23 protein-coding genes are annotated in these 26,443 nt (G+C 48.0%); all 23 read left to right on the top strand.

Annotated features, from left to right (window positions below):
- Positions 1-133: 133 nt before the first annotated feature.
- The 23 genes from leuC to ACNRUY_RS02165 all read left to right on the top strand — a co-directional run bounded on the left by leuC (position 134) and on the right by ACNRUY_RS02165 (position 26,113).
- Positions 134-1,573, top strand: coding sequence for a 3-isopropylmalate dehydratase large subunit (gene leuC, locus ACNRUY_RS02275; RefSeq protein ID WP_488110019.1), 1,440 nt, complete (start codon positions 134-136; stop codon positions 1,571-1,573).
- Between the two features lie 4 nt (positions 1,574-1,577).
- Positions 1,578-2,228: a 3-isopropylmalate dehydratase small subunit gene (gene leuD / locus ACNRUY_RS02270; protein WP_488110018.1), complete on the top strand. Its 651-nt coding sequence runs from the start codon at positions 1,578-1,580 to the stop codon at positions 2,226-2,228.
- 42 nt (positions 2,229-2,270) lie between these two features.
- Positions 2,271-3,350, top strand: coding sequence for a 3-isopropylmalate dehydrogenase (leuB, locus tag ACNRUY_RS02265; protein ID WP_488110017.1), 1,080 nt, complete (start codon positions 2,271-2,273; stop codon positions 3,348-3,350).
- A 69-nt stretch (positions 3,351-3,419) separates the two neighbouring features.
- Positions 3,420-4,553: an aspartate-semialdehyde dehydrogenase gene (gene asd, locus ACNRUY_RS02260; protein WP_488110016.1), complete on the top strand. Its 1,134-nt coding sequence runs from the start codon at positions 3,420-3,422 to the stop codon at positions 4,551-4,553.
- 17 nt (positions 4,554-4,570) lie between these two features.
- The gene (locus ACNRUY_RS02255) at positions 4,571-5,044 is read left to right on the top strand and encodes a PaaI family thioesterase (protein ID WP_488110015.1); all 474 of its coding nucleotides are present in this window, start codon (positions 4,571-4,573) and stop codon (positions 5,042-5,044) included.
- Entirely contained in the window at positions 5,041-5,499 is a 459-nt protein-coding gene (locus tag ACNRUY_RS02250) for a PaaI family thioesterase (RefSeq protein ID WP_488110014.1), read from the top strand. Before ACNRUY_RS02255 ends, ACNRUY_RS02250 begins: the two co-directional genes overlap by 4 nt.
- Positions 5,500-5,620: 121 nt before the next feature.
- On the top strand, positions 5,621-6,667 hold the full coding sequence (locus ACNRUY_RS02245; RefSeq protein ID WP_488110013.1) for an Asd/ArgC dimerization domain-containing protein: 1,047 nt from the start codon (positions 5,621-5,623) through the stop codon (positions 6,665-6,667).
- A 219-nt stretch (positions 6,668-6,886) separates the two neighbouring features.
- The gene (locus ACNRUY_RS02240; RefSeq protein ID WP_488110012.1) at positions 6,887-9,136 is read left to right on the top strand and encodes a motility hub landmark protein FimV; all 2,250 of its coding nucleotides are present in this window, start codon (positions 6,887-6,889) and stop codon (positions 9,134-9,136) included.
- Positions 9,137-9,360: 224 nt separating this feature from the next.
- Positions 9,361-10,173 carry a tRNA pseudouridine(38-40) synthase TruA gene (gene truA, locus ACNRUY_RS02235; RefSeq protein ID WP_488110011.1) on the top strand — a complete coding sequence of 271 codons (813 nt, stop codon included), beginning with the start codon at positions 9,361-9,363 and terminating at the stop codon, positions 10,171-10,173.
- Positions 10,174-10,271: 98 nt separating this feature from the next.
- On the top strand, positions 10,272-10,916 hold the full coding sequence (locus ACNRUY_RS02230; protein WP_488110010.1) for a phosphoribosylanthranilate isomerase: 645 nt from the start codon (positions 10,272-10,274) through the stop codon (positions 10,914-10,916).
- Positions 10,917-10,980: 64 nt separating this feature from the next.
- Positions 10,981-12,213 carry a tryptophan synthase subunit beta gene (trpB, locus tag ACNRUY_RS02225; RefSeq protein ID WP_488110098.1) on the top strand — a complete coding sequence of 411 codons (1,233 nt, stop codon included), beginning with the start codon at positions 10,981-10,983 and terminating at the stop codon, positions 12,211-12,213.
- A gap of 10 nt (positions 12,214-12,223) precedes the next feature.
- On the top strand, positions 12,224-13,021 hold the full coding sequence (gene trpA / locus ACNRUY_RS02220) for a tryptophan synthase subunit alpha (RefSeq protein ID WP_488110009.1): 798 nt from the start codon (positions 12,224-12,226) through the stop codon (positions 13,019-13,021).
- 120 nt (positions 13,022-13,141) lie between these two features.
- Positions 13,142-14,095, top strand: a complete 954-nt coding sequence (gene accD / locus ACNRUY_RS02215) for an acetyl-CoA carboxylase, carboxyltransferase subunit beta (protein ID WP_488110008.1) — start codon at positions 13,142-13,144, stop codon at positions 14,093-14,095.
- Positions 14,096-14,170: 75 nt separating this feature from the next.
- Positions 14,171-14,485 carry a hypothetical protein gene (locus ACNRUY_RS02210; protein WP_488110007.1) on the top strand — a complete coding sequence of 105 codons (315 nt, stop codon included), beginning with the start codon at positions 14,171-14,173 and terminating at the stop codon, positions 14,483-14,485.
- Between the two features lie 310 nt (positions 14,486-14,795).
- Positions 14,796-16,082 (top strand): bifunctional tetrahydrofolate synthase/dihydrofolate synthase, encoded by a 1,287-nt coding sequence (gene folC, locus ACNRUY_RS02205; protein ID WP_488110006.1) that lies wholly within the window; start codon positions 14,796-14,798, stop codon positions 16,080-16,082.
- 292 nt (positions 16,083-16,374) lie between these two features.
- A complete protein-coding gene (locus ACNRUY_RS02200) occupies positions 16,375-16,923 on the top strand; it encodes an SPOR domain-containing protein (RefSeq protein ID WP_488110005.1) in 549 nt (182 codons plus the stop codon).
- Between the two features lie 829 nt (positions 16,924-17,752).
- The gene (gene tviB / locus ACNRUY_RS02195) at positions 17,753-19,030 is read left to right on the top strand and encodes a Vi polysaccharide biosynthesis UDP-N-acetylglucosamine C-6 dehydrogenase TviB (protein WP_488110004.1); all 1,278 of its coding nucleotides are present in this window, start codon (positions 17,753-17,755) and stop codon (positions 19,028-19,030) included.
- Between the two features lie 82 nt (positions 19,031-19,112).
- The gene (locus ACNRUY_RS02190) at positions 19,113-20,135 is read left to right on the top strand and encodes an SDR family oxidoreductase (protein WP_488110003.1); all 1,023 of its coding nucleotides are present in this window, start codon (positions 19,113-19,115) and stop codon (positions 20,133-20,135) included.
- On the top strand, positions 20,132-21,517 hold the full coding sequence (locus ACNRUY_RS02185) for a UDP-glucose dehydrogenase family protein (protein ID WP_488110002.1): 1,386 nt from the start codon (positions 20,132-20,134) through the stop codon (positions 21,515-21,517). The genes ACNRUY_RS02190 and ACNRUY_RS02185 overlap by 4 nt, the downstream gene beginning before the upstream one ends.
- Positions 21,518-21,591: 74 nt before the next feature.
- Positions 21,592-22,599, top strand: coding sequence for an NAD-dependent epimerase (locus ACNRUY_RS02180; protein ID WP_488110001.1), 1,008 nt, complete (start codon positions 21,592-21,594; stop codon positions 22,597-22,599).
- A 96-nt stretch (positions 22,600-22,695) separates the two neighbouring features.
- Complete coding sequence (locus ACNRUY_RS02175; protein ID WP_488110000.1) at positions 22,696-23,781, top strand: glycosyltransferase family 4 protein; 1,086 nt, start codon at positions 22,696-22,698, stop codon at positions 23,779-23,781.
- Between the two features lie 177 nt (positions 23,782-23,958).
- Complete coding sequence (locus ACNRUY_RS02170; RefSeq protein ID WP_488109999.1) at positions 23,959-25,227, top strand: O-antigen translocase; 1,269 nt, start codon at positions 23,959-23,961, stop codon at positions 25,225-25,227.
- A gap of 124 nt (positions 25,228-25,351) precedes the next feature.
- Positions 25,352-26,113, top strand: a complete 762-nt coding sequence (locus ACNRUY_RS02165; protein ID WP_488109998.1) for a class I SAM-dependent methyltransferase — start codon at positions 25,352-25,354, stop codon at positions 26,111-26,113.
- Positions 26,114-26,443 lie beyond the last annotated feature (330 nt).

Genomic DNA, 26,443 nt, shown 5'->3' with positions numbered 1-26,443 from the left:
AGGAGCATAGAAACACTATGTGACTGAGGTGAGCGAACGCAGCCAACAAAGCAGCAGCTTCAAAGCCGACGGGTATAGTCTTTGTTCATACCCGTTCTTACGGGATGCTTATAAAGAAAATGAGGATGTCCTGATGGCTGGTAAAACCCTGTACGACAAGTTGTGGGATTCACACCTTGTCCGTCAGCGTGATGATGGTTCGGCACTGGTCTACATCGACCGGCACCTGCTGCATGAAGTCACATCACCCCAGGCCTTTGAAGGCCTGAGGCTGGCAGGCAGGAAACCCTGGCGTCTGGATACCAATCTGGCCACTCCTGATCATAATGTCCCCACTACTGTCAACGAGCGCCAGCATGGTATTGAGGGCATCGAAGACCCTGTTTCCAGAATTCAGGTAAAAACGCTGGATGAAAACTGTGGCGATTTTGGTATCACGCAGTTTGACATGAAAGATCGTCGGCAGGGCATTGTCCATGTGGTGGGGCCCGAGCAGGGCGCTACCCTGCCGGGCATGACGGTGGTTTGTGGTGACTCCCATACCTCTACCCATGGTGCTTTTGGTGCTCTGGCCCATGGCATTGGCACCTCTGAGGTAGAACATGTCCTGGCCACCCAGTGCCTGGTGGCTAAAAAGATGCAGAATATGCTGGTGCGGGTGGATGGTGAACTGGGGCCTGGTGTTACCCCCAAGGATGTGATTCTGGCCATTATCGGCAAAGTGGGGACGGCCGGAGGAACCGGTTATGCCATGGAATTTGGCGGGGAAGTGATTCGGCGCATGACCATGGAAGGGCGTATGACCCTGTGTAATATGGCCATTGAAGCGGGAGCCAGGGCTGGCATGGTGGCGGTGGATCAGATCACCATTGATTATGTCAGAGGACGGCCTTTTGCTCCTCAGGGGGGGCAGTGGGAGGCCGCAGTGGCTGCCTGGCAGGACCTGCATTCCGATGAAGACGCTGAGTTTGATCATGTGGTGGTGCTCAGAGGAGAAGAGATCAAGCCCCAGGTGAGCTGGGGAACCTCGCCGGAAATGGTGCTGCCGGTGGATGCCAGGATTCCCGACCCGGGTAAGGCGCCGGATGAAACCCGGCAGGAAGGGTATGCCCGGGCCCTGGAATACATGGGGTTGGAAGCGGGGCAGAAAATTACAGATATTCCCGTTGACCGGGTGTTTATTGGTTCCTGCACCAATTCCCGTATAGAAGACTTGCGGGAAGCGGCCGCGGTGGTGAAAGGCAGGACCGTTTCTGATTCCGTCAAGGAAGCCCTGGTGGTTCCCGGATCAGGCCTGGTCAAGGCTCAGGCGGAGAAAGAAGGTCTGCACCAGGTCTTCATTGATGCGGGCCTCCAGTGGCGTGAGCCCGGCTGCTCCATGTGTCTTGCCATGAATGCGGACAAGTTGGGTCAGGGGGAGCACTGTGCTTCAACGTCCAACCGCAACTTTGAAGGGCGCCAGGGCTTTGGTGGCAGAACCCATCTGGTCAGTCCGGCCATGGCGGCGGCAGCGGCGGTTACCGGGCACTTTATAGACGTTCGTGAATTGATGGCAGCAGGTAATCAGGAATAAGATCATGCAGGCATTTACCGTACATCAGGGGGTGGTGGCTCCATTGGATCGGGCCAATGTGGACACCGATATGATCATCCCCAAGCAGTTTCTGAAGTCCATCAAGCGCACCGGGTTTGGTGTCAACCTTTTTGATGAGCTCCGTTATCTGGACGAAGGGTTTCCGGGGCAGGACTGTTCAAACCGGCCTTTGAATCCGGATTTTGTTCTCAACCAGCAGCGGTACCAGGGAGCCTCTATCCTGTTGGCCCGACAGAACTTTGGCTGTGGCTCCAGTCGTGAGCATGCCCCCTGGGCGCTGGATGATTTCGGCTTCCGCTGTGTGATTGCCCCCAGCTTTGCTGACATCTTTTATAACAACTGTTTCAAAAACGGTATTCTTCCCATCACTCTGCTGGACGATGTGGTGGATGAGCTGTTTAAGGCGGTGAACCTTCAGGAAGGCTGCCAGCTGACGGTGGATCTGGAGCGGGAAAAAATTATTACCCCCGCCGGTGAGGAAATTGAATTTACCATTGATGCTTTTCGCCGCCACTGTCTGCTCAATGGGCTGGATGAGATCGGCCTGACCCTGCAGGATGAAGCGCATATCAGGGATTTCGAACAAAAGTATAAGCATCGACAGCCCTGGCTGTTTGCCGGTGAGCAAGCCTGAGCCTGTGATTTTGATGAATGGGAATACCGAAGGAAAAGAACAATGAGTCAACAGATACTTTGCCTGCCAGGAGACGGGATTGGTCCTGAAATTGTTGCTGAAGCCCTGAAAGTACTGGATGAGGTCAGGCAACAATTCAGTCTGGATATAGAGGTCAGTCATGGTCTGGTAGGGGGGGCAGCTATCGACGCAGAAGGTGCGCCACTGAGTGATGAAACACTGGCGCTGGCCAGGGCGTCGGATGCCATCCTGTTTGGTGCCGTGGGTGGCCCAAAGTGGGATGAACAGCCCATGGCGCTTCGTCCGGAAAAAGGCCTGTTGAAGCTTCGCTCTGAGCTGGATCTGTTTGCCAACCTGCGCCCTGCCATTCTTTTTCCCCAGCTGGCTGAGGCTTCAAGCTTGAAACCGGAGCGGGTGGCTGGGCTGGATATTCTGATTGTCCGTGAGCTCACCGGTGGGATTTATTTTGGGGAGCCAAGAGGTGTCCGTGAACTGGAGAATGGTGAGCGGGAAGGGTTTAACACCTATGTTTACCGGGAGTCAGAGATCAGCCGGATTGCCAAAGTGGCTTTTGAAGCCGCGCAAAAGCGCGGTGGTCGCCTGTGTTCAGTGGACAAGTCTAATGTTTTGGAAGTGACGGCGTTGTGGCGTGAAGTGGTCACCAGAGAGGCTATGCAATACGCTGATGTGGAGCTGAGCCACATGTACGTCGATAATGCCGCAATGCAGCTGGTTCGTGCCCCCAAGCAGTTCGACGTGATGGTTACAGGCAATATGTTCGGTGATATTCTCAGCGACTGTGCTGCCATGTTGACCGGCTCCATCGGTATGCTGCCCTCTGCCTCCCTGAATGGAAACAATCAGGGAATGTATGAACCGGTGCATGGCTCTGCCCCGGATATCGCCGGGCAGAACAAGGCTAATCCCCTGGCCCAGATCCTTTCCCTGGCTATGCTGCTTCGCTATTCCCTGTCTGAAGGTCAGGCCGCTGATGCCATTGAAAAGGCGGTCAGTGATGTGCTGGATCAGGGGCTGAGAACCGGAGACATTGCCTCTGAAGGTTGCAAATTGGTGGGAACGGTCGAGATGGGCGATGCGGTGGTCAACTGTTTGCGGCAGTAAGTGGGCAGTAGTGCGTGGGTAGTAATATGAGCGGCAGCGTAACACATTGAGTTGGTTGGGGGATGCAGTATGAAAAAAGTCGGTTTTGTGGGTTGGCGTGGCATGGTGGGCTCGGTGCTGATAGAGCGCATGCTGGAGGAGAAAGACTTCGCCCTGCTGGCCGAAAAGGGCTGGGAAGCGGTGTTCTTTACCACTTCCCAGCTGGGGCAACCCGGGCCGGATGTCGGTCTTCCAGCGGCTCACCAGACAAGAGCACTTCAGGATGCCCACTCTATTGATGCCCTGAAAGCCATGGATGTGATTGTTTCCTGTCAGGGAGGCGACTACACCGGAAAAGTATTCAAGCCCCTCAGGGATTCGGGCTGGGATGGCTACTGGATTGATGCGGCGTCCTCCCTGCGAATGAACGATGACTCGGTGGTGGTGCTGGATCCTGTTAACCGGGAGGTTATTGACCGTGCCCTCAATGACGGAGTTCGCAACTTTGTGGGGGGGAACTGTACGGTTTCATTAATGCTGATGGCCATGGGAGGGCTGTTCCGCGCGGATGCGGTTGAGTGGGTCAGTGCCATGACCTACCAGGCGGCCAGCGGAGCCGGTGCCCGGAACATGAAAGAGCTGATCAGTCAGATGGGCTGCATTCACAGTAATGTCGCTGAAGCACTCGGTGATCCCGCCAGTGCCATTCTTGATATTGACCGGAAGACCACAAGCCTGTTGAAGAGTGGTGATCTGCCACAAAGTGAATTTGGTGTGCCCCTGGCAGGGAGCTTGATTCCTTACATTGATAAAGAACTGGACAATGGTCAAAGCCGGGAAGAGTGGAAGGCCCAGGCAGAAACCAACAAAATTCTGGGGCGCCAGGATAACCCTGTGCCCGTCGACGGTGTTTGTGTCCGTATCGGTGCCATGCGCTGTCACAGTCAGGCATTGACGGTCAAGCTGCGCAGAGATATCCCCATGGCCGATATTGAGGCGATGATTGCCAGTGCCAATGACTGGGTCTCAGTGGTTCCTAACCACCGTGAAGAAACTATGAAACAGCTGACGCCTGCTGTGGTAACCGGTAGCCTGGGCATTCCTGTGGGTCGTCTCCGCAAGCTCAATATGGGGCCGGAGTACCTCTCAGCCTTTACCGTGGGGGATCAGTTGCTCTGGGGAGCGGCAGAACCTCTGCGCCGGATGTTGAATATACTGGTCTGAGAGAAGCTATAAAAATCATGATGACTGACGAACAGCTAATCCAGTTTGCTGAGAATTTTCTAAAAGTAGTTCCCCACTGTCACCACTTGAATATGTCCTTACTCAAGGCCAGCGGGGAAGGTCTTGAGTTGGAAATGCCTTATGATGACCGTTTGGTGGGTAACCCCGAAACCGGGGTTATTCACTCCGGCGCCATTACCACTCTTATGGACTCATGTTGTGGTCTCTCGGTACTGACGGTACTGGATGAGCTGGAAGCCTGCCCCACCCTTGATCTCAGAATTGACCACATGACCACTGCCGTGCCGGGAGTGCCGGTTCGTGCTTTTGCAGAAGCCTATCACTTGACCCGCACCATTGTGTTTACCCGGGGAGTTGCCTATCAGGAGAGCCCGGATAAGCCACTGGCTCATGCGGTTGGTACATTTATGCGTGTGGGCAGGCCTTTTATCAATAAAAAATCCCATAAGGAAAAAGGGGGCAAGTCATGAACCCCGAGTTTGCCAAAGTGATCAGTGAGGCCAGGGAGTCCCGGAACTACAGCCTTTTGACCGAAGGTATACCCTATGCCCGGCTCATTGGAATGGACTGCGTGCCCATGGGGGATGATGCCTTGTTTGTTCTCCCGGAATGCCAGACCAATATAGGCAATCCTCTGCTTCCTGCTCTTCATGGTGGAGTGATTGGTGGCTTTATGGAAATGTCGGCGGCGCTTCATTTAATGCTGTTTATGGATGAAGCCCGACTGCCAAAAATCATTGATTTCTCCATTGATTACCTGCGCTCCGGTCAGCCCAGGGATACTTATGCCCATTGTGAGGTGTGTCGGCAGGGGGCCAGGGTGGCTAATGTGGCGATTACCGCCTGGCAGAGCAAAAGGGAGTTGCCCATTGCCATTGCCCGTGGCCATTTCAAGCTGTCGGCGGGCAATCACTGCAGTGAATAACCGGGTAAAGCCCTTGCCTGTGATCGGGGGGATGTTTAAAGTGGTGCCGTTTCATGCGTCCCTCAGTCCTCTGGTTATAGACGGCTGAGCAAGGCTGATTGCAATCACTGGTTTCTTTTTTATGACCCGAACTTACGACATCGCTGTATATTCCGCAGATTCCCTGGCGGGAGAGGCTCTTATTCGCCAGCTTGAAGAGGGGGGGGAGCAGGCCTTACCGGTTTTGAATCTTTATCCCCTGGCTGAAGAGGAGCAGGCCAGCGGCACCGTTGATTTTCATGGGCAGGAACTGGAGCTGATCTCAGGGGAAAGCTTTGAATTTACCCAGGTGGACTTTCTGTTCATGCCTGCCGGAGCTGTCCGTCAAGCGGGATTAATGGCCAGGGCCGTTGAGGCAGGCTGCATGATCATTGACGGCTCACGGGGCGCTTCTGTTCAGGGCCATGTCCTGCCTGTGATTCCAGGGGGAGGGGAGCACCAGATGCTGGCGGATGGAGCTCTGGAAGAAGCAGCGCATAACCGTTACCTCGCCTATCCGGGCAGTCCTGCCTCCTTATTGCTGCCTTTATTGAGGCTGGTTCATCACCAATATGGATTGAGCCGGGTTAATCTGACGCTCTGTCAGCCTGTTGCAGGTCTGGGGCAGAAGGCCGTTGAAGCGCTCAGGACCCAGACGATTGATCTGCTTAATGGCAAGCCTGTGAACAGTTCTGGTGATGAAGACAACCTCTCGCACCGCATTGCTTATAACCTTCTGCCGGCCTCACAGGGGAGCAATGAAGAAGGGCTGGCCGATGTGGAGAAAACGATTCGTGATGAAGTGTTGATGGCGGTTTCACCAGAGCTGGATGTTCGTGTGACCTGTGTCACAGCCCCTGTTTTTTTTGGTGACAGTTTTGTGGTGGATCTGGATACTGTGCAGCCAGTTGATTTGCCTGAGCTGTCGGAGAGTCTGGCCTGTCTGTCAGGGGTTGAGGTGTTGCCTGAAGGTGAAACTGCAACGGTGGAAGACATTGCCGGCAGTGATCGTATTGCCCTGTCTAGGCTCAGGCAGCCCTGCGTTTATGGAACGGGCTTGAGTTTCTGGCTGGTGGCCGATAGCCTCAGAAGAGGTGCTGTTCATGGGGCGGAACTGGCAAGGTTATTGATAAAAGACTTTGCAAAATGATAACTTAGCCTAGGTGTTTGTCTGTTTACACTTCCAGGCAAGCATCCAGATGTCCCGATCGTTTGTTGTGTCTGAAGCTCTGTGGTAACAGGGTTATAAAAGCATTGCTGATTATTGATCCAGCGGGGGCTGTTTCCAGGCCATCTCATGATGCCAAAAATGAGCAGGCTGGGGACAGAAAGGGGCTCAAACAGTATTTGCATAGAACAAGGATTCACGATGAAACTGCAAAAACTTGTAGTGGTGATGGCAGCGCTGGCGGGAGGACTGAACTCTGGTGCTGCCAGTGCGCTGGGCCTGGGGGAGGTCAAGCTCTATTCAGCTTTGAACCAGCCTCTGGTGGCCGAGATTGAGCTGCTGCAAGTCAAGGATTTGACCCGGAATGAAATTCTCTCCAACCTTGCCAGCAGGGCGGATTTTGAGCGGGCCGGGGTTGAGCGGCCGTTTTCCCTGACGCACCTGAACTTTAAAACGGAAGTGGGACCAGATGGCAAAGGGGTGATCAAGGTCAGCAGCAGCAAGCCGGTGAGTGAGCCTTATCTGAATTTTCTGGTAGAGGTGCACTGGCCCAGCGGACGCCTGCTCAGGGAGTACACTCTGCTACTGGACCCACCGTCTTTTAATGAGCAGGTGCCTGGCCAGGTGGTTGCTCCAAAAACCAATGCTTCGTCCAGTCAATCCTATCCGGTTTATGATGAAGCTCCTGCTTCACGGGACTATCTGCCGGCCCCCGAGCCTCAAAGGCCTACTGCTTATGACCGGCAGGAGCTTCCAGTTCGCAAGCTGTCTCCCTCATCCTCCTCTTACCCTTCCTCTGTCAGAGGTGCAACTTACACTGTCCGGCGCAATGACAGTCTGTGGGAAATTGCCGAGAGAGTGAGACCGGGCAGTGATGTCACTGTTCAGCAGACGATGCTGGCGATTCAGCGGGGTAACCCTCAGGCCTTTATTGATAACAATATCAACCGGATAAAGAGAGGGCAGGTTCTGCGTGTGCCTGCCCGGGAAGAAATTAACCGGCTGACCGTACGTGAGGCCATTGCGGATGTAGCAAGGCAGAACCGGGAATGGCGTGACCAGCGTCGGGTGGTTCAGCTGGATGCTACCCGACGCTCCACCGCCAGAAAAGAAACGGAAAGCAGTCCGGTCGATGGCAAGCTGGCCATTGTGGCGGATAGTGGTTCGTCCAGTGATGGGCAGGACCTTGGTGGCGGTAATGGCCAGGCCAATGCAGCCCTGCAGACAGAGTTGGCGATGACCCGGGAGCAGCTGGACCAGTTTGCCCGGGAAAATGCCGAGCTGAAAAGTCGTCTTAAGGATCTGGATGAACAGATTGCGACCCTGAAACGGCTGATCACTTTGAAAGATGATCAGATGGCAGCCCTTCAGAATCAGACTGCCGACGCCCCGGCAGCCCGTCCGCAACCTGTTGAACAGCCCGCAGTAAAGCCCATTGCGCCTGCCCCTGTTCAGGAAAAAGGGTTTTTCGACTGGTTGTTTAACAACCCCTTATTGTTGTTGCTTGGGGTTATTCCCATTGCTCTGGCCGGGTTGATACTGCACCGTCGCAGAAACCAGCAGGAAACGGACACAGAGGATGGGGCGGATATCATCCCGCTGGATCTGAGTTCAGACTCAGAGGGTGACTCGGCTGACACTGCAGGCCTTCCGGGTGAGGATGAGTTGCAGTTTGATGAGGCACTTGAAATTGACGATGCCCTGTTGGATGAAACTTCCGGCGAGGCGGTGGCTCAGCAGACAGAAGATGCTTTGAGTGAAGCGGATATTTATATTGCCTATGGCCGCTTCAATCAGGCCGCCGATCTTCTGGATAAGGCCATTGAGGCTGAGCCTCAGCGCAGTGATCTGCGGTTGAAGCTGCTGGAGGTTCACGGGGAAAATAACGACCTTGATAAATTCAAAGAGGCGCTTGCAGCCCTTGAGGCTACCGGAGATCAGGATGCTATCCGTGAGGCGGATGCCTTTAAGTCTCGTTTCCCGGGGGCTTTTGAAACTGACGGCGCTGAGGCGGATGATCTTGGTTTGGGTGATCTTGACCCGAATGAGCAGCAGGATTCGGATCTGGGTGACCTGGACTTCGACCTGGATGATCTCTACGAAGAAGATGAGAAGGCCTCTTCCGCTTCAGCACCTGCTGAAACGAGTGAGCAGGAAGAAGAGCTGGACTTCGATCTGGATGATCTGGACCTGGATCTTGATCCCGCAGCCCAGGACAGTCAGGCTGCTTTCTCCGGGGAAGGAGGTTCCAGTCTGGAGGCGTCCATTAATGATGATGACCTGGACTTGTTGACTGAAGACGATGAGGTGGCCACCAAGCTTGACCTTGCCCGGGCTTATATGGATATGGGCGATATGGAAGGGGCCCGTGGAATCCTGGAAGAAGTGGTTGAGCAGGGCTCTGAAGAGCAGAAGCAGGAAGCCAGGGCGTTGATGGAGAACGCTGGTTAATGCTAGCCATTCTAACGGCTTTAGCTTAAACGGCTATTTATTAAAAGCGGTTGTTATGGATAAAGGGCGAGTCTCCACAAGAGGTCGCCTTTTTTTTATCTGCATTTTTCAGGGCTGGTGGCAGAAGGCTTTTTGTTGAGAAAGGTTTTTGGAGCAGGTTTGTCCCGATAACGTGCTTCTGGTAAATTTCCTCTCTTTTTTCTTGTTTCAGGTGATGCAACTTCATGCCTCGATACGCGGCCAGTGTTCAATATGATGGCTCCCGGTTTCATGGGTGGCAGATTCTCAAAACCGGTTTACCCACGGTTCAGGCGGCCGTTGAAAAAGCTCTGTCGAAAGTGGCGGATCATCCAGTGTCTGTGATATGCGCTGGTCGCACGGATGCCCGTGTTCATGGTTGTGACCAGATTGTTCATTTTGACTCGCCGGCCGTTCGGTCAAACCGTGGCTGGACCTATGGGGCTAACGCCAACTTGCCCGATGAAGTGGCGGTCAACTGGGTCAGGCCAGTCAGTGAGGACTTTCATGCTCGTTTTTCGGCGCTCTGGCGTCGTTATCGCTATGTGATTTATAACCATCCGATCCGTCCTGCCCATCTTTCAAAGGGGGTGACTTGGAATTATCGCCCTCTGGATGTGGAAAGAATGAAAGCCGCTGCTGAGTATCTGATCGGAAAGCATGACTTCACCTCTTACCGGGCGGTTCAGTGTCAGGCGAAAAACCCGGTTCGTGAGGTTACCCGCCTGGAGATAACCCGCCACGGCTCCCTGATTATCCTGGACATACAGGCCAACGCTTTTCTGCACCATATGATTCGCAATATTGCCGGTGTTCTGATGTCGATCGGGTGCGGTAAACGAGAACCCCAGTGGGCCAGAGAGGTGCTGGAAGCCAGGGATCGCACCCAGGGAGGGGTAACGGCATCGCCCTGTGGGCTTTATTTTGTCGGGGTCGGTTATGATACACAGTTTGATTTGCCTGGCGTTGAGCCCGGCCCTCATTTTATTGCTCCGTATCTCAAGGGGCAATCGGCTTAACAATCTGCTAAGATCAGCCATTGCCTGAAGGGCCTGTCATGACAGTCATCCTGATACAGGCGGTCAGGGTTTCTCATGAGTTCACGGGTTGAATAAATATGGAAATACCTCCAGGAATCAAGGTTTGCGGTATCACCCGGGTGGAGGATGCCCGTGCGGTAGCTATGTCTGGTGTTGATGCACTGGGACTTGTGTTTTATGAAAAGAGCAAGCGGTATGTTACCGCTGAACAGGCGCTAGAGATTGCCCGCGCAGCGCCTCCTTTCGTTTCTCTCGTGGGGCTTTTTGTGGATGCCTCTGAGGCTTTTATTGAGAGTGTGCTTGAAAAGGTTCCCCTGTCCCTGTTGCAGTTCCATGGCGGGGAGTCAGAAGCTCAGTGCAACCGCTGGGGGATGCGGTACATCAAGGCAATCAGCATGAAAAGCGGCGTGCCTGTTCAGGAAATTGCAGCTCAATACGCCTCTGCCAGTGGCTATCTTCTGGATACCTATTCTCCTGCGATGCCAGGGGGGTCGGGTGAGGCGTTTGACTGGGAGCTTGTCCCGGAAAATCTGGGCAGGCCCTTGATATTGGCGGGTGGCCTGGATGCAACCAATGTGGCTCAGGCTATTGCCAAAGTGAAGCCTTATGCGGTGGATGTCAGCAGTGGTGTCGAGCAGCAGCCGGGCATCAAGGATAAGGAAAAAGTCAAAGCTTTTGTTAAAGCGGTCAGTAGGTGTGGCGATGCATATAGCAATGCATAGACAAAGAGGGCGTAGATAAACCATGGTGGATCAAGACAACTCCGGTTCTTTCTCCGATCAGGAAATGCTGGATCGTTTAAACGGGCTTCCCGATTCAACAGGTCACTTTGGTCGTTTCGGTGGGCGCTATGTGGCCGAGACTTTGATGAGTGCTCTTGAAGAACTGGATGGCACCTGGCGTCAGCTCTGGCAGGATGAAACCTTTCAGGCGGATTTTGATCGTGACCTGGCGGAGTTTGTAGGGCGTCCGTCGCCTTTGTACTATGCCGACCGCTGGACCCGGGAGCTGGGTGGAGCCAAGATCTACCTCAAGCGTGAAGACCTCAATCACACGGGGGCTCACAAAATTAACCATGCGGTGGGTCAGGCTTTGCTGGCCAAGCACATGGGGAAGACCCGGATTATTGCCGAAACTGGAGCTGGTCAGCATGGAGTGGCTACGGCAACCGTGGCGGCCAGGCTGGGCCTTGAGTGTGTGGTTTATATGGGCGCCAAGGATGTCAAACGACAGGCTTTGAATGTTTACCGTATGAAACTGCTGGGTGCTACAGTCGTGCCGGTTGAGACAGGTTCCCAGACGCTGAAAGACTCCATCAATGAAGCGCTCAGGGACTGGGTGGCCCGGCCGGAAGATACTTTTTATCTGCTGGGCACCGTTTGTGGCCCTTCCCCCTATCCAGAAATGGTCAGAAACCTGCAGAGTATTATTGGGCGTGAAGCCCGTCGCCAGATCATGGAGCGAGAAGGTCGCCTGCCCGATGCGCTGGTCGCCTGTGTCGGTGGGGGCTCTAATGCCATGGGCTTGTTTCATGAGTTTGTTAAAGATGAATCCGTAAAACTCTATGGGGTGGAAGCGGGTGGCCTTGGTGTTGATACCGATAAGCATGCTGCCCGGATGAGTGCAGGTCGTCCCGGGGTTCTCCAGGGAGCACGCACTTATCTTATGACCGATGAAAACGGTCAGATTATTGAAAGTCATTCGGTTTCCGCCGGGCTTGACTATCCAGGGGTGGGACCTGAGCACAGCTACCTGAAGGAGATTGGCAGGGCGGAATACCCCTATGCTACGGATGATGAAGCCCTGGCTGCGTTTCGTAAGCTGACTCGTCTTGAGGGTATTATGCCCGCCCTGGAAAGTGCCCATGCCCTGGCCTGGGTGGAAAAACTGGCCCCAACGATGTCGCCGGATCAGATCATTATCTGTAATCTTTCAGGGCGTGGGGATAAAGACATTCATACGGTGGCGGCCATTGACGGGCTTTCTCTTGACGGAAAAGAAAGCGGCCTGGCATTTTAAGGGGTGAAACATGCGACTGAAATCCTGTTTTAAACGGCTGGAGGGAGAAGGCCGTAAAGCGCTGATCCCTTATATTCTGGGTGGTGATCCGGCAGATAAAACCGTGGATATTATGCATCAGCTGGTGTCCAGCGGTGCAGACATTATTGAGCTGGGCTTTCCTTTCTCGGATCCGGTAGCCGACGGGCCGGTGATTGCCCAGGCCCATGAGCGGGCTGTATCACAAGGTGTTACATTGAATGACGTTTTTTCAATGGTTTCCACCTTTCGTGAGAGGGATAATGAGACCCCGATTGTATTAATGGGCTATCTGAACCCTGTAGAGATTATGGGTTATGAGGCGTTTGTCGAGCGTGCCAGTGAGTCCGGTGTAGACGGTGTGCTGATGGTGGATCTCCCTCCTGAGTCTGCCCATGAGCTTCTTGATCTGCTCCATGCCAGGGGTATGGATATGATCAACCTGATCACGCCGACCACTTCTGATGAGCGTATTCGTAAAATCTGCGGTGTGGCCAGTGGCTACCTTTACTATGTCTCCCTGAAAGGGGTGACCGGTTCTTCCGCGCTGAATGTCCAGGAGGTCCAGGACCGCGTCAGCCACATCAAGAACTTCGCAGAGGTGCCCGTCAGTGTGGGCTTTGGTATCCGGGATGGTGAGTCTGCTGCGGCCATCAGTCGTGTAGCGGACGGAGTGATTGCCGGAACGGTTCTGGTTTCAGAGCTGGCCAAATTTTCACAGGAGGGAGATGCCTGTATTGATCGTGTCTCTGACCGGGTGGCCGACATGCGTCTGGCAATGGACAGATAGTCAGGATTTACCCGTGAATTTCAGGTGAAAGCTGGCGTAAGCCTGGCAGCCCACTGATTCACGGGTTGACCGCTCTTTGCCCCGGAAAGCGGCTTGTGAACCGGGAAACAGGATGAACAGATGAGCAACTGGTTAGTCAATAAACTTATTCCGTCTTTATCGCGTTCTGCCGGTGAGCAGAAAAGCAGTAATGTGCCTGAAGGTCTCTGGCGTAAGTGTGTAAAGTGCGAGTCCGTGCTTTATCGCCCTGAACTTGAGCGTAATCTTGGTGTATGCCCAAAGTGTCGGCATCATATGCGCATCAATGCCCGGACCCGGCTGGGCTATTTCTTTGATTCAGAGAGTACGGAGGAGCTGTTTGCTGATCTGGAACCGGTGGATAAACTGAAATTCCGGGACAGTAAAAAGTATCGGGATCGCCTGGCCGCAGCCCAGAAGCAAACCGGTGAAAAAGATGCGCTCGTTGCCATGCGGGGGACGGTGGAAAGTCAGCCAATGGTAGGTCTTGCTTTTGAGTTTTCCTTTATGGGGGGCTCCATGGGCTCGGTGGTTGGGGAGAAGTTTGCTCTGGCTGCTGAACTTTGTCTTGAGGAGAGGCTTCCTCTGGTCTGCTTTTCTGCCAGCGGTGGTGCCCGCATGCAGGAAGCACTGTTTTCCCTGATGCAAATGGCAAAAACCAGCGCTGCCCTTGAGAAAATGAAGCAGAGCGGTGTTCCGTATATTTCTGTAATGACCGACCCACTCTACGGTGGTGTTTCTGCGAGCCTGGCCATGCTGGGGGATGTCAATATGGCAGAGCCAGGAGCTCTGGTTGGGTTTGCAGGCCCGAGGGTGATTGAGCAGACAGTTCGGGAAAAATTGCCCGAAGGGTTTCAGCGCAGTGAATTTCTGCTGGAGCATGGCGCTGTAGATATGATTGTGGAGCGCTCTGAGCTGAGTACGACAATAGCAAGGCTCTGCCGTAAAATGCAGGGGCTGGCCATTGCCGATGCCGGTTTCTCCGATGCAGAGCCGGTGATTATTGATGAGCCGGCTGAAGATGAGGGCGAGGGGTTGATGGCACGCCCTGCATGATTTTCTGAGCATTCCCCCAAGCCTTGACTACACTTTTCCAGCATTAATAACAATGCATGATAATAGAGGTGCAGTATGGCTGGACTGGAGATGCAGGTTGCAAGGCTTGCGGATGATGTAGAACGGTTGAAAATGTTGCGCGAGAGTGATCACCAGCAATGGAATGACCACCAGGAAGAAATTCTTGAGTTATGCCGATTGGATCATGAACGGCTTGTCAAGCTGGAGGTGATTCAGACGGAGTTGCTGATTCGGGTTGGAACTCTGGAAGCAGGGCAGAAAAAGCTGCAAGAGGGTCAGCAAAAACTTGAGACTACACAGCAGCAGATTGTTGAAGAGCAGAGAGTCATCAAGGCTTTGCTGCATCAGGTTCTGGAAAAACTTCCCTGAGGTTGTGCTTACTCGTATTATGAGGTTGTCGCAGAGTCGCCGGAAGGTCTCAGTTTTTTGCGATAACCTCTCTAGTACTCCACGTAATTAGCATTGACATGTTCCGCTCATCCTGAGCTTGTCGAAGGATGGTGGCGCTTCACATCGATGCTTCGACAGGCTCGGTGAGAACGGAGGTTGAAATCTTCAATCCCATTGAAATGATGTGCTAGTGTGGGAACACTCTTCGGTGTATCAACTGACTTTTTTTTCTTCAGCCCTCTCGGGCGCAAGCTTCCTGCGATTTACTCATTCAACTTAAGGAGTATTGATGTTGAGTTCAGGACGATCCCTTTCTCAATGGCTGGACTGGCTGGAAACCTCCCGGCCGGAACATGAAATGGATTTTGGGCTGGAGCGGATTCAGCACGTTGGAGAAAAGCTTGGCTTATTGAAGCCGGCCCCTCTGGTGATTACGGTGGGGGGCACCAATGGTAAAGGATCTACCATTGCGGTGCTTGAGTCGATTCTTCTGGCTGCGGGCTATAAGGTCGGGGTCTTTACATCCCCCCACTTTGTCGCCTTTAACGAGCGGATCAAAGTCAATGGCCGGCCGGTAAGCGATGGCCGTTTATGCTCGGCTTTTGAGACTATCGAGGAGGGCAGAGGGAATACCTGGCTGACTTATTTTGAGTTTGCCACCCTGGCAGCTTGTGCCTGCTTTCAGGAAGAGGGAGTGGATATAGCCCTTATGGAGGTGGGGCTTGGCGGGAGGCTGGATGCCACCAATGCGGTTGAACCGGATATTGCCGCTATTACCACGGTTTCCCTGGATCATCAGGAGTATCTCGGATACACCGTAGAGGCCATTGCCCGGGAGAAGGCGGGGATTATGCGTGCGGGCAAGCCTGTGGTCTATGGTGGAGAGCCTGCGCCGTCCTCGTTGGTGGATCATGCTCAGAGGCTTGGTGCTTCGCTTTTCATGAAAGGCAGGGAGTTTACCATGACGGATGGAGGGGATAGCTGGAAATGGTCCGGGGTCGACATTGAAGGCAGACCGGTCATGTTGGATTACCTCCCTGTTCCCAATGTTGTCATGGACAATGCAGCAACGGCACTGCAGGTTTTACAGTTTCTTCCGGTTAAAGTTGAAAGAGAGGCGGTGCTTGAGGGGCTGAAAAATGTGGCAATCACAGGCCGCTACCAGGTTCTGACTGCAAAAAATCACCAGGATGAATCCATTGACGTTATTCTGGATGTTGCCCATAACCCGCAGGCTGCTGAAAAACTGGCCGATCGTTTAACCCAGTCTCCATGTTCCGGGAGTACCCGGGTGGTACTGGCCATGTGCAGCGATAAAGACCATCATTCTGTGGTTGGTCTGCTTAAGTCTGTGGCTTCACAGTGGTATGTATCTCAGTTTGACTCCCCCAGGGCTTTGTCGGGTGAGGAGCTGCTAAAAAACCTTGAAGCCTATGATCAGAAAGGCGTTGCTTTTGTCGATGTGCAACGGGCCATTGACAGTGCTCTTGACGCATCTAAGCCAGGTGACAGGGTGGTGGTGACGGGATCGTTTTTGACGGTAGCGGCGGCATTAACCCATCTTCGGCAGGTTTGAGTCTAGCTGTAAAAATCTGTTTGGTGCGCTGTTTCTTCCATATGCTTTTGCCTGTGAAGATCGGGCTTTGAGTTATACAGATAACTATGCAGTAACAAAGCTTTTGCAAGTCCATTCCCCAGTGGTAGGTAGAGTGATGGATTGCTGTTAGTGAATACTTCAGTGGTGGAATATAGATAGCAAACAGGGGTAAGATGGCAATAATAGCCATCCAGTCAAATGTTTAGACTATGAGCGGAGTATCAGTTTGGGTCAGGGGTTAGTTCAACGATTGATTGGGGCCGTCGTGCTCATGGCCTTGCTCATCCTTCTGGCTCCGGCACTGTTTCGGGGAGGGGAGACTCACCCTCTGATTCGGGGAAGCGACTCTACGGTTCAAGGTGATTCTGATGTTCAGCAGAGAATAACCGATCCCTTACCCCGAACCATAACAGGCGCGCCCTCTTCACTTCCTGCCGAAAAAGCCCCCCCTGTTCCGGAATTTGTCCAGGTACTAAACACCTCTCCTGAGCCGGTCTCTGTGGAAAATAGAGCTACCGGATCAGAAGTTAAGGCGGAATCTGTTGGTGACTCGCCAGGAGTGGATGGAGATGGCCAACTTAAGGCCTGGACGCTTCAGGTGGCGACATTTTCTGACCGGAGCAACGCGGATAAACTTGAAAAGCAGCTTAAGGGGATGGGGTACTCTTCCTACACCAGGCCTGTGCTACGTGATGGTGGACGGTCATTCTATCGAGTCTACCTTGGCCCCGAGGTAAGAACAAAGGAGCTCCTTGAAGCGAGGGAGAGACTCAAAAAAGAGCTTGGGCTTGAAGGGGTGGTGACCCGTTTTGTTCATTGATGGCCTCTTGTTGAGCGTAAAATGGGGTTCAACGATGTCGGATTGCTGGTGACGAAAGTCTTCGGTAAAGAGCGGTAGATAGTTTCCCGCTGTCGTGTAGAATAGTAACTGAACAATGAGCAGAAGGAAGAAGGGCCTTTAGAGGCCTTTCCTTTTTTTGGTTCTACAGTGTGTTTCATGGTTTGTCCAGTGAAACTGAGGCTTTTTCGGTAAGTGCGTAAATCGAAGGGCGGTAGCGTGTTTTTTGGTTGGATGGTAGGTGGCCAGTAAGACTTTACCCTTAAACTTTTGAAGAAGAATAGCCTGAGATAGGCGGTTGTCTGATCAACAGACAGAGATTATCTGTCGTAGGCTTAAAATACTTTGGTGAGTCTTCCAGGGTCTGGTTGTTTAGCCCCAGTGAAAATAAAATCCATTGAAAGCTTGATGTAGTAATGGATAAAAATGATTGTTAAGTCAGAAAAGGCAATGCAAAAGAAATTTATTCTTGTTTTCGAGAAGTGGATAACTATTTATTAAAAAACACGAACAACGTGCAAGACCAGTTTTAAGCGGAAGCACGAGAAGACTGCATAAGTACTCATTGTCTGTCCGAGCTACTGGCAGGATGCGGGATTTCGTGATCTTGCTGTTAGTGATAATTTCAACAAATTCTGTCGTTAATTTTATACATAAGTTCTATTTAAAAGAAGTTGTTTTCTATTGGCAGCAGTTGAAGATTTTGAATCTAAGCAGGTGTTGGTCATTGTTATTTGTATGCAGGGTATAATTGAATTTAAATTAAAACGACCAACGAGTTTGAAGTGCTTATTTGTCTATAGGAAAAGAAATGCAATTTGATAAAGATCCTGTGGTTGCAGTGATTGGTTTAGGCTATGTGGGATTGCCATTAGCTGTTGAGTTTGGGAAAAAGTATAATACTATTGGCTTTGACATAAATGGAAGTCGGGTCGCTGAATTGGTTTCTGGCTGCGATGTTACCCTAGAGGTTTCTGATGAAGAACTGATGCAATCAGAGAAATTGATTTATACTAGCGATTTGCATGATATTAAAGGTGCAAATGTATATGTTGTTACTGTACCTACGCCAATTGATCGTCATAAGCGCCCAGATTTAGCACCATTAGTCAATGCGAGTACTATGCTAGGTAATGTCGTCAGTGAGGGTAATATTGTTGTTTATGAATCGACTGTTTACCCTGGAGCGACTGAAGAAGAGTGTATTCCGTTGATTGAACAGATATCTGGTCTGGTATTCAATCAGGATTTTTTTGCGGGTTATAGTCCTGAAAGAATCAATCCGGGAGACAAGGAGCATAGGGTAACAAACATCAAAAAAGTAACTTCTGGATCAACACTTGAAGCGGCACAATATATTGATGAACTTTATGCTTCTATAATCACAGCAGGCACCTATAAAGCCAGCAGTATAAAGGTGGCAGAAGCAGCCAAGGTGATTGAAAATACCCAAAGAGATCTTAATATTGCTCTGGTTAATGAGCTAGCTGTTATCTTTAACAAGTTGGGCATTGATACCGAGGAGGTGTTGCTGGCTGCTGGTACAAAATGGAACTTCCTTCCCTTCCGGCCAGGACTTGTTGGAGGTCATTGTATAGGTGTAGACCCTTATTACCTCACTCATAAAGCAAAAGAAATAGGCTACCACCCCGAAGTTATCCTTGCAGGCCGAAGGATTAATGATGGTATGGGGCAGTACGTTGTATCACAAGTAGTAAAAATGATGATCAAGCGCCGGATACATGTTGAAGAATCAAATGTACTGATTATGGGGCTATCGTTTAAAGAAAATTGCCCTGATTTGAGAAATACGAGAGTGATTGATCTTGTAAAAGAATTCAAAGAATACGGCGCCAATGTTGATATATATGACCCCTGGGTGAATCCAAAAGAAGCTGAAGAAGAGTATGGTGTTAATCCTGTTTCTGAAATGGTTTCTGGTAAATATGATGCTATTGTGCTTGCAGTTGCGCATACTCAGTTCAAAGAAATGGGAGCTGGAAACATCCGTGACCTGGGGAGAGATAACTGTATAGTGTTTGATATTAAGTATGCTCTTCCAGCAGAAAGTGTTGATGGGCGTCTATAACAAATCATCAGGTCAAAACTTCCTGTAGTGTAGCAAATGAGGCTCTTGCTGTACTTTCCTAATGCCTATCGTAGTATGTAAAATGAAATACGATCAAGTTAAACAAAAGCTAATGGAAGAACCTAGAAAATGGGTGATCACTGGGGTCGCAGGATTTATAGGTTCAAACTTGTTGGAGACCTTGCTGAAGCTAAATCAGAAAGTGGTAGGGCTTGATAATTTTGCAACCGGTCATCGAGAAAACCTTGATGAGGTACAGTCTCTTGTCAGCGATAAGCAATGGAAGTATTTCACTTTTTATGAGGGAGATATTCGAAACTTAGATCATTGTCACAAGGCTGTAGCTGATGCGGACTATATTTTACATCAGGCAGCGCTTGGCTCCGTTCCAAGATCAATCAATGACCCTATTACCAGCAATGAAACCAATATTACAGGTTTTCTAAATATGTTGGTAGCCTCAAGGGACGCAGGAGTCAAAAACTTTGTTTATGCAGCTTCCAGTTCAACATACGGCGATCATCAAGCCCTTCCAAAAGTTGAAGAGAATATTGGAAATCCACTTTCACCGTATGCAGTAACTAAATATGTTAATGAGTTGTATGCCAGGGTGTTTGCCAGAAGTTATGGGTTTAAAACTATTGGTCTGCGCTATTTTAATGTATTCGGCCAGCGACAGGACCCAAATGGAGCCTATGCTGCAGTAATACCAAAATGGATATCGGCACTAATTAATGGTAATGATGTTTATATAAATGGTGATGGCGAAACCAGCAGGGATTTTTGTTATATCGATAACGCAGTTCAAGCCAATATTCTAGCTGCCTTGGCTGATGATAAGGACAAAGATCAGGTTTATAATATAGCGGTAGGGGACAGAACAACGCTGAATGAGGTTTTTTCAGCTATATGTGATGTTTTATCTGAAAGGATTTCCTATTGCAAAGAAGTTGAGCCAGTGTATAGAGCCTTCAGGGAAGGGGATGTCCGTCACTCACAAGCAGACATATCTAAGGCAACTCGTTTAATAGGTTATCAGCCAACTCACCGGATCATAGAGGGACTGCATGAATCCATTGGTTGGTACATCAGAGATATATTATGAAAGTTACGGTATTTGGAATCGGCTATGTTGGCTTAGTTCAGGCCGCGGTTCTGGCTGAGGTTGGACATGATGTAGTATGTGTTGATGTGGATAAAAAGAAGGTTGAAGATTTAAAGAGGGGTGTGATTCCTATCTATGAGCCAGGCCTTGAATCTCTGGTAAGAAATAATTACGAAGCAGGCAGGCTTTCTTTTACAACAGAGGCGAAAAAAGGTGTAGACCATGGCCAATTTCAATTTATTGCTGTAGGTACACCTCCGGATGAGGATGGAGCTGCGGATCTGCAGTACGTTTTAGAAGTCGCAGCAACCATTGCTGATAATATGAAGTTTGCTGACAACGATAATCCAGATATAGATCAATCAAAAATTATCGTAAATAAGTCTACAGTACCAGTTGGCACTGCAGACAGGGTTATAAATAAAGTTCAAGAAGTGCTAAATACCCGGTTTGAGTATTTACGATCATTTGATGTACAACTACCTCTTGAATTACCTGTTTTCCAGGTTGCCTCAAATCCAGAGTTCTTGAAAGAGGGTGCTGCAGTAGCTGACTGCATGAAGCCTGATCGGATCATTATCGGGACAGATGATGAAATGACCCGTGAAAAGTTTCGAGAGCTTTATGCACCCTTTACTCGTAATCATGATCGGATGCTTTTTATGGATGTACGAAGTGCCGAATTAACGAAATATGCCGCTAACTGTATGTTAGCTACCAAAATCAGTTTTATGAATGAAATGGCCTGCTTGGCAGAGCGTTTGGGTGCTGATATAGAGGCTGTGCGCCAGGGAATTGGATCTGATCCTCGTATTGGTTATCATTTTATTTATCCTGGTTGTGGTTATGGTGGATCCTGTTTTCCAAAAGATGTGCAGGCGCTGAAACGAAGTGCAGAAGGCATTAATTTTGATCCATTGATGTTGCGCGCAGTTGAAGAAAGAAATAACCTTCAAAAGCAAGTGCTGTTTGACAAAATTAATAACTATTTCAACGGTGACCTTTCCAGAAAAACGTTTGCACTTTGGGGGCTTTCCTTTAAACCAAACACAGATGATATGCGTGATGCTCCAAGTCGAGTGCTGATGGAAACCCTCTGGCAATCAGGAGCAAATATTCAGGCCTTTGACCCTGAAGCGATGGAAGAAGCTCAGCGTATATATGGCGTACGTGAAAATTTATCTCTTTGTAGTACCAGTCATTCTGCCCTGCATGGTGCAGATGCTCTGATAATCTGTACTGAATGGAAGTCCTTTCGGGCTCCTGATTTTAGTGAACTGCATAAGCTATTAAATCGGCCTGTTATTTTTGACGGCCGAAATATGTATGAGCCTGAGCGTATGAAGCTTAAAGGCTTTACTTATATATCCATTGGACGTTGAATTCTTAACCCGTAAGCGTCATCCTAACCAAAGAGGCTTTGAAGCTGGGCCTCGCTATACAGAATGTTAATTAAATGAAATATCTTGTTACTGGTGCTGCAGGTTTTATCGGGTTTTTTACTTCTCTCCGCTTATGCGAAATGGGACATGAAGTTGTTGGGCTTGATAATCTGAATGATTATTATGATCCAAGCTTGAAAATGGCTCGCCTGAATCAATTAAAATGTAATAACAACTTTAAATTTGTCAAAATGGATTTAAAGGATAGAAAAGCAATTGCTGATCTGTTTAAGGTAGAGAAATTTCACCGAGTGATTAATCTGGCTGCTCAAGCTGGTGTCCGATTTTCAATTGAGCAACCTTTAGCTTATATTGACAGTAATGTTGTGGGTTTTGCTCATATTCTTGAAGGTTGTCGGCATAATGATGTTGAACACTTGGTGTATGCCAGTTCTTCTAGTGTCTATGGTGCAAATACAAGGCTACCATTTTCTGAACATGATAATGTTGAGCACCCGCTGAGTCTATACGCAGCCAGTAAAAAAACCAATGAATTGATGGCACACACATACAGCCATCTTTATGGTATGCCAAGTACAGGGTTACGTTTTTTTACCGTTTATGGGCCCTGGGGCCGTCCTGATATGGCTCTCTTTAAGTTTACAAAAGCTATTCTTGCTGGTGATCCAATCGATGTATTCAATTTTGGAAAGCACCGGCGTGACTTTACTTATATTGATGACATTGTTGAGGGAGTGGTTCGGGTGGCTCAAAGCCCCGCTTTGCCTCAGCCAGGATGGGACAGTGACACGCCAGATCCTGCATGCAGTAAAGCCCCTTGGTGTGTCTACAATATAGGTAATAATCAGCCTGTGGAACTTATGGATTGTATTAGGGCGCTTGAAAAATCGCTCGGCAAGAGGGCGGAGCTTAACCTTTTGCCATTACAACCTGGTGATGTTCCTGATACCTATGCCAGTATTGATGGTTTAGTTGAACAATTTAAATACCGACCTTCAATATGTATTGAAGATGGAATAGAAAGATTTGTTAACTGGTATATGAGTTATTTCAAAGTATGATATAAGTTTATATAATTTATTTATAAGCTGTTACATCAAAAATTGCCTTTTTTCAGATTTTTGTCTTTCAATATAGTTTGCTTTGAAAATATATTTATGAAAGTTTTGCTTTTGTTTTCCAGTAATGAGTTAGGGGGAGCTGAGCGTAGTCTTTCCCGCATGGCACTTGCTAGTGAAACTTCTACGTATGAGCTTGGAACAATCAAAGGTGATGGGGCATGGTGTGACTGGTTACGCTCAAAGGGTCATGACCCCATCGTCTTTGGAAAAAGTGGTTTTTATAACGGTGGAATGTTAGGTGCATTGATTCGACTTTTTTATTATCTTCGAAATTATCCTGTTGATGTCGTTTATGTTTGCGGTATTCGCTTGTCGCTTGTGTTGCGGCTTTTACGATTTTTGATTCCTTCTATCAAGATTATTCATGGTATACGATGGAATCCGGATAGTCCTAGCCGCCTTGATGTGTTTACTCGATTTATTGAACGTACAACTGGTTTTTTGATTGATGGCTGGATTACTAACTCTCGAGCTGCAAAAAGTACATTAATGAAGCGTTGTGGAATCAATGCTGATCAGATTAATGTAATTTATAATGGTATTGATTTATTTCCTGATGAACTACCTAAATATGACAGTAAACCCCTTGAAGTTATTACTGTGGCAAATCTAAACCCCAGAAAAGGGCATCGTGAATTTTTAAAAGTGGTAAAAAAAGTTATTCAAAAACTTCCACGAGCTCAGTTTGTTTTTGTTGGTCGTGATGATATGAATGGCTGTGTGCAAAAATCAATTATAGAGGCAGGCCTTCAGAACTCAGTTCGCTTTGAGGGGTTTAATCAAGATGTAACCCCATGGTATAAGCGTGGGAGAATATCTGTGTTACCATCTTTATGGGGAGAAGGTTGTCCAACATCAATTTTAGAGGCACTTTCGTTTGGAGTACCAGTGATAGCCCATGCCATTGATGGTGTGCCTGAGTTAGTAGATGATGGACGTGATGGATACCTTTTCTCTGTTGGAGATGAGGCTATGGCTGAAAAAATCGTCGATTTACTAGTTGATGCCCAATTAGCGGAACAAATGGGTAGATATGGCCGAGACAAGGTTATAACTCACTTTATGCTCAATTCTTGTGTTGTTCAGCATGATAAAATTTATAGTAAGTTGATTAGATGCTAGCTTAACTGGTTTTGATGGTTGCTAATTTTAAATTCTTCTTAGTACTTTACCTTAGAAATTTATACAAGCATATAATTTAAATTGTTTGTGAGATACTGTTTTAAGAATAGTGAAATCTAATACAATCTTGCTCACGTTTACAGTGTTTTTTATCTGTGCTATGTTGGTTTTTTGTTTGTGAAAAAATTATTCAAAATTTCTTTTCTCAGTGGGTGTTTAACACTTGCAAAGCTGATTAGCAGTTTTGTTATCGCTAAAACGGTGGCGTTATATGCAGGCCCTGCAGGGCTTGTGATGGTTTCTCAAATACAGAGCTTTGTTATTGCCCTTAACGGAGTAGTGGCTTCTCCAGCAGGTGCTTGTGTCGTTAGATATACAGCAGAAAAAAAAGAAGAAGGCTTTGATTCCTGTTCTCCTTGGTGGTCAGCAACATTACACTGGTTTTTATTGCTATTCTTTTTATCTACTACCGTTGTATGTCTTTTTTCTGTTTTTCTTGCTAAGTTTATTTTACATGATCCCAGCTTGTACTGGATTATTATTTTTATTAGTTTGACTTTGCCGTTATCCACAGCCAATATTTTGATTTCTTCAGTTCTGAATGGCTTTCAGAAATACCGTTCCTATGCAAAATTAAGCCTTTGTGCAGTTTTTTTTTCTACTGTGGCTATTGTTATATTTATTTCATTGTACAAAACTGTAGGTGCTCTATTCGCTATCGGAAGCTATTATGCCTTGTCAGGTCTGATTATGTTATCAGGTACTATTAATGAAGAATGGTTTAAAGTAAAATACTGGTTCCAAAGTTTAAGAAAAGAGTATTTTTATAGTGTGGGAGGTTATGTGTTAATGGGGGTTGCTACTGTAATCTCTATGCCTGCTGCGCTTATTATTATTCGAAAGTTAATGATAGCTAGTGTAGGAATAGAAGAAGCAGGATATTGGGAAGTAGTTTGGAAGATCTCCGAGGCTTATATCGGAGTTATTACAACGGCTTTGAGTATTTATTATTTGCCGGTTTTGTCGGGATTACAAACAAAACAGCTAATAAAAAGTGAGATTTTTCGGGCGATTAAAATAGTTTTTCCATTTCTATTTCTATCATCTTCTGTTATTTACATTTTTCGAGACTTAATTGTAGTTGTTTTGTTTTCAAGTGAATTTAAACCTGCCAGGGACTTTTTTCTGATGCAATTTTTAGGGAGTGTGGTGAAAGTAATTGGCTGGTTTTTTGCCTACACTCTTGTGGCTAGAAATAGTTCTTTATATTATGTTTTTTGTGAGTTTCTATTCTCTTTTGTTTTCGTGATGTTCTCATATTTTCTTGTCGATTCCATGGGGGGGAATGGAATAAGTTTGGCATATTTTATTAGTGGTTTTGTCTATCTGATTGTGGTTGTTGTTTCGTTCAATAAAACATTAAAAACAAAGACTTTGTTTTACTGATTGCATTTTAAAAATGCCGGTTTCGTTTTTGAGATGTCATTGTGATATCAGCGATTTAGATCAGCTTTCCACTTAATATTACAGTTTTAGGGCTTATGGTTTAGTTTAGAGTATGGTTGATGATATGAATAGAAATGATTATAAAGATTTGTATTGGACGAGAGAATATGTGACAAAATTCTGGAATTATGAATCACAATTTCCAGAAAGATACTTTACATATGCCGCCGGTGCTGGAATTGCAAAATGGATAAAAAATACTTTTCCAGGAAAGAGTACAATTCTCGACTATGGTTGTGGACTTGGTTTTTTAAGTGAACAACTTGTTGAATACGGGTTTGAAGTTTACAGTTATGATGTTGCGGAAGATGCTGTAGAAAAAATAAATTCGCGTCTAAAAGGAAAAAGTAACTTTAATGGAGCATATTGTGATATACAACAGCTTAAAGAAAAAAATATTGTTTTTGATCTTGTTGTATGTTGTGAAGTGATTGAGCACTTGTATGATAATGTCCTGAATAGTTTAATCCGTGATATTAATTCAATACTTGGCGACAATGGGGTTGTTATTTATACAACGCCTAATGATGAGGATCTAGAGGAATTAATGCTGATTTGCCCTGTCTCTGGCGAAAGGTATCATAGATGGCAGCATGTTAGAAGTTGGAATCAAAATAGTTTGAAACAATACTTTGAGTCTTTTTATGAAAGTATTTCTTTTTTTGAAGAGAATTTTGAATATAAAAACAAATCAGTTCTTGCTAAGGTGATAATTTCTTCTTATGTATTGATAATGAAACTTTTATCTAATACATCTATTTATGATCGTAGAGTGTCAAATTATTTTGAGCGAAGTTTGATTGCTGTTTGTAAGATTAAGAGTTGAATTTTCTCAGGCAGTGCAGAGGGGGCTAGGTTTTGAAGATTAAAAGTCTGGAATAAAATACTATTTATATTTAGATGCAATCTTATGTGTGAATTGTTGAGTTGTGAGAGCTTGCTTAGGTTTTGGGTTGTTTTTGAATTAAAATTTAATTCTAATCGATTTGGTTTTTTCTCATTTGAAATGTTTTAGCAGATTCTATAATATGTAGTAGTTCAGACCTGATCTGACAGTCACCGATTTTTCAGAGGGTGTCTGTCAGGTCAAATTCAGGCTACAAATTTTTCCTTCCAGATCTCTTTGCCATCTATCAGAGTTTCCATTGGCGTTCTT

The sequence above is a fragment of the Endozoicomonas sp. Z74 genome, assembly GCF_057680865.1.
This window is presented reverse-complemented; position numbering and strand designations above follow the sequence as displayed.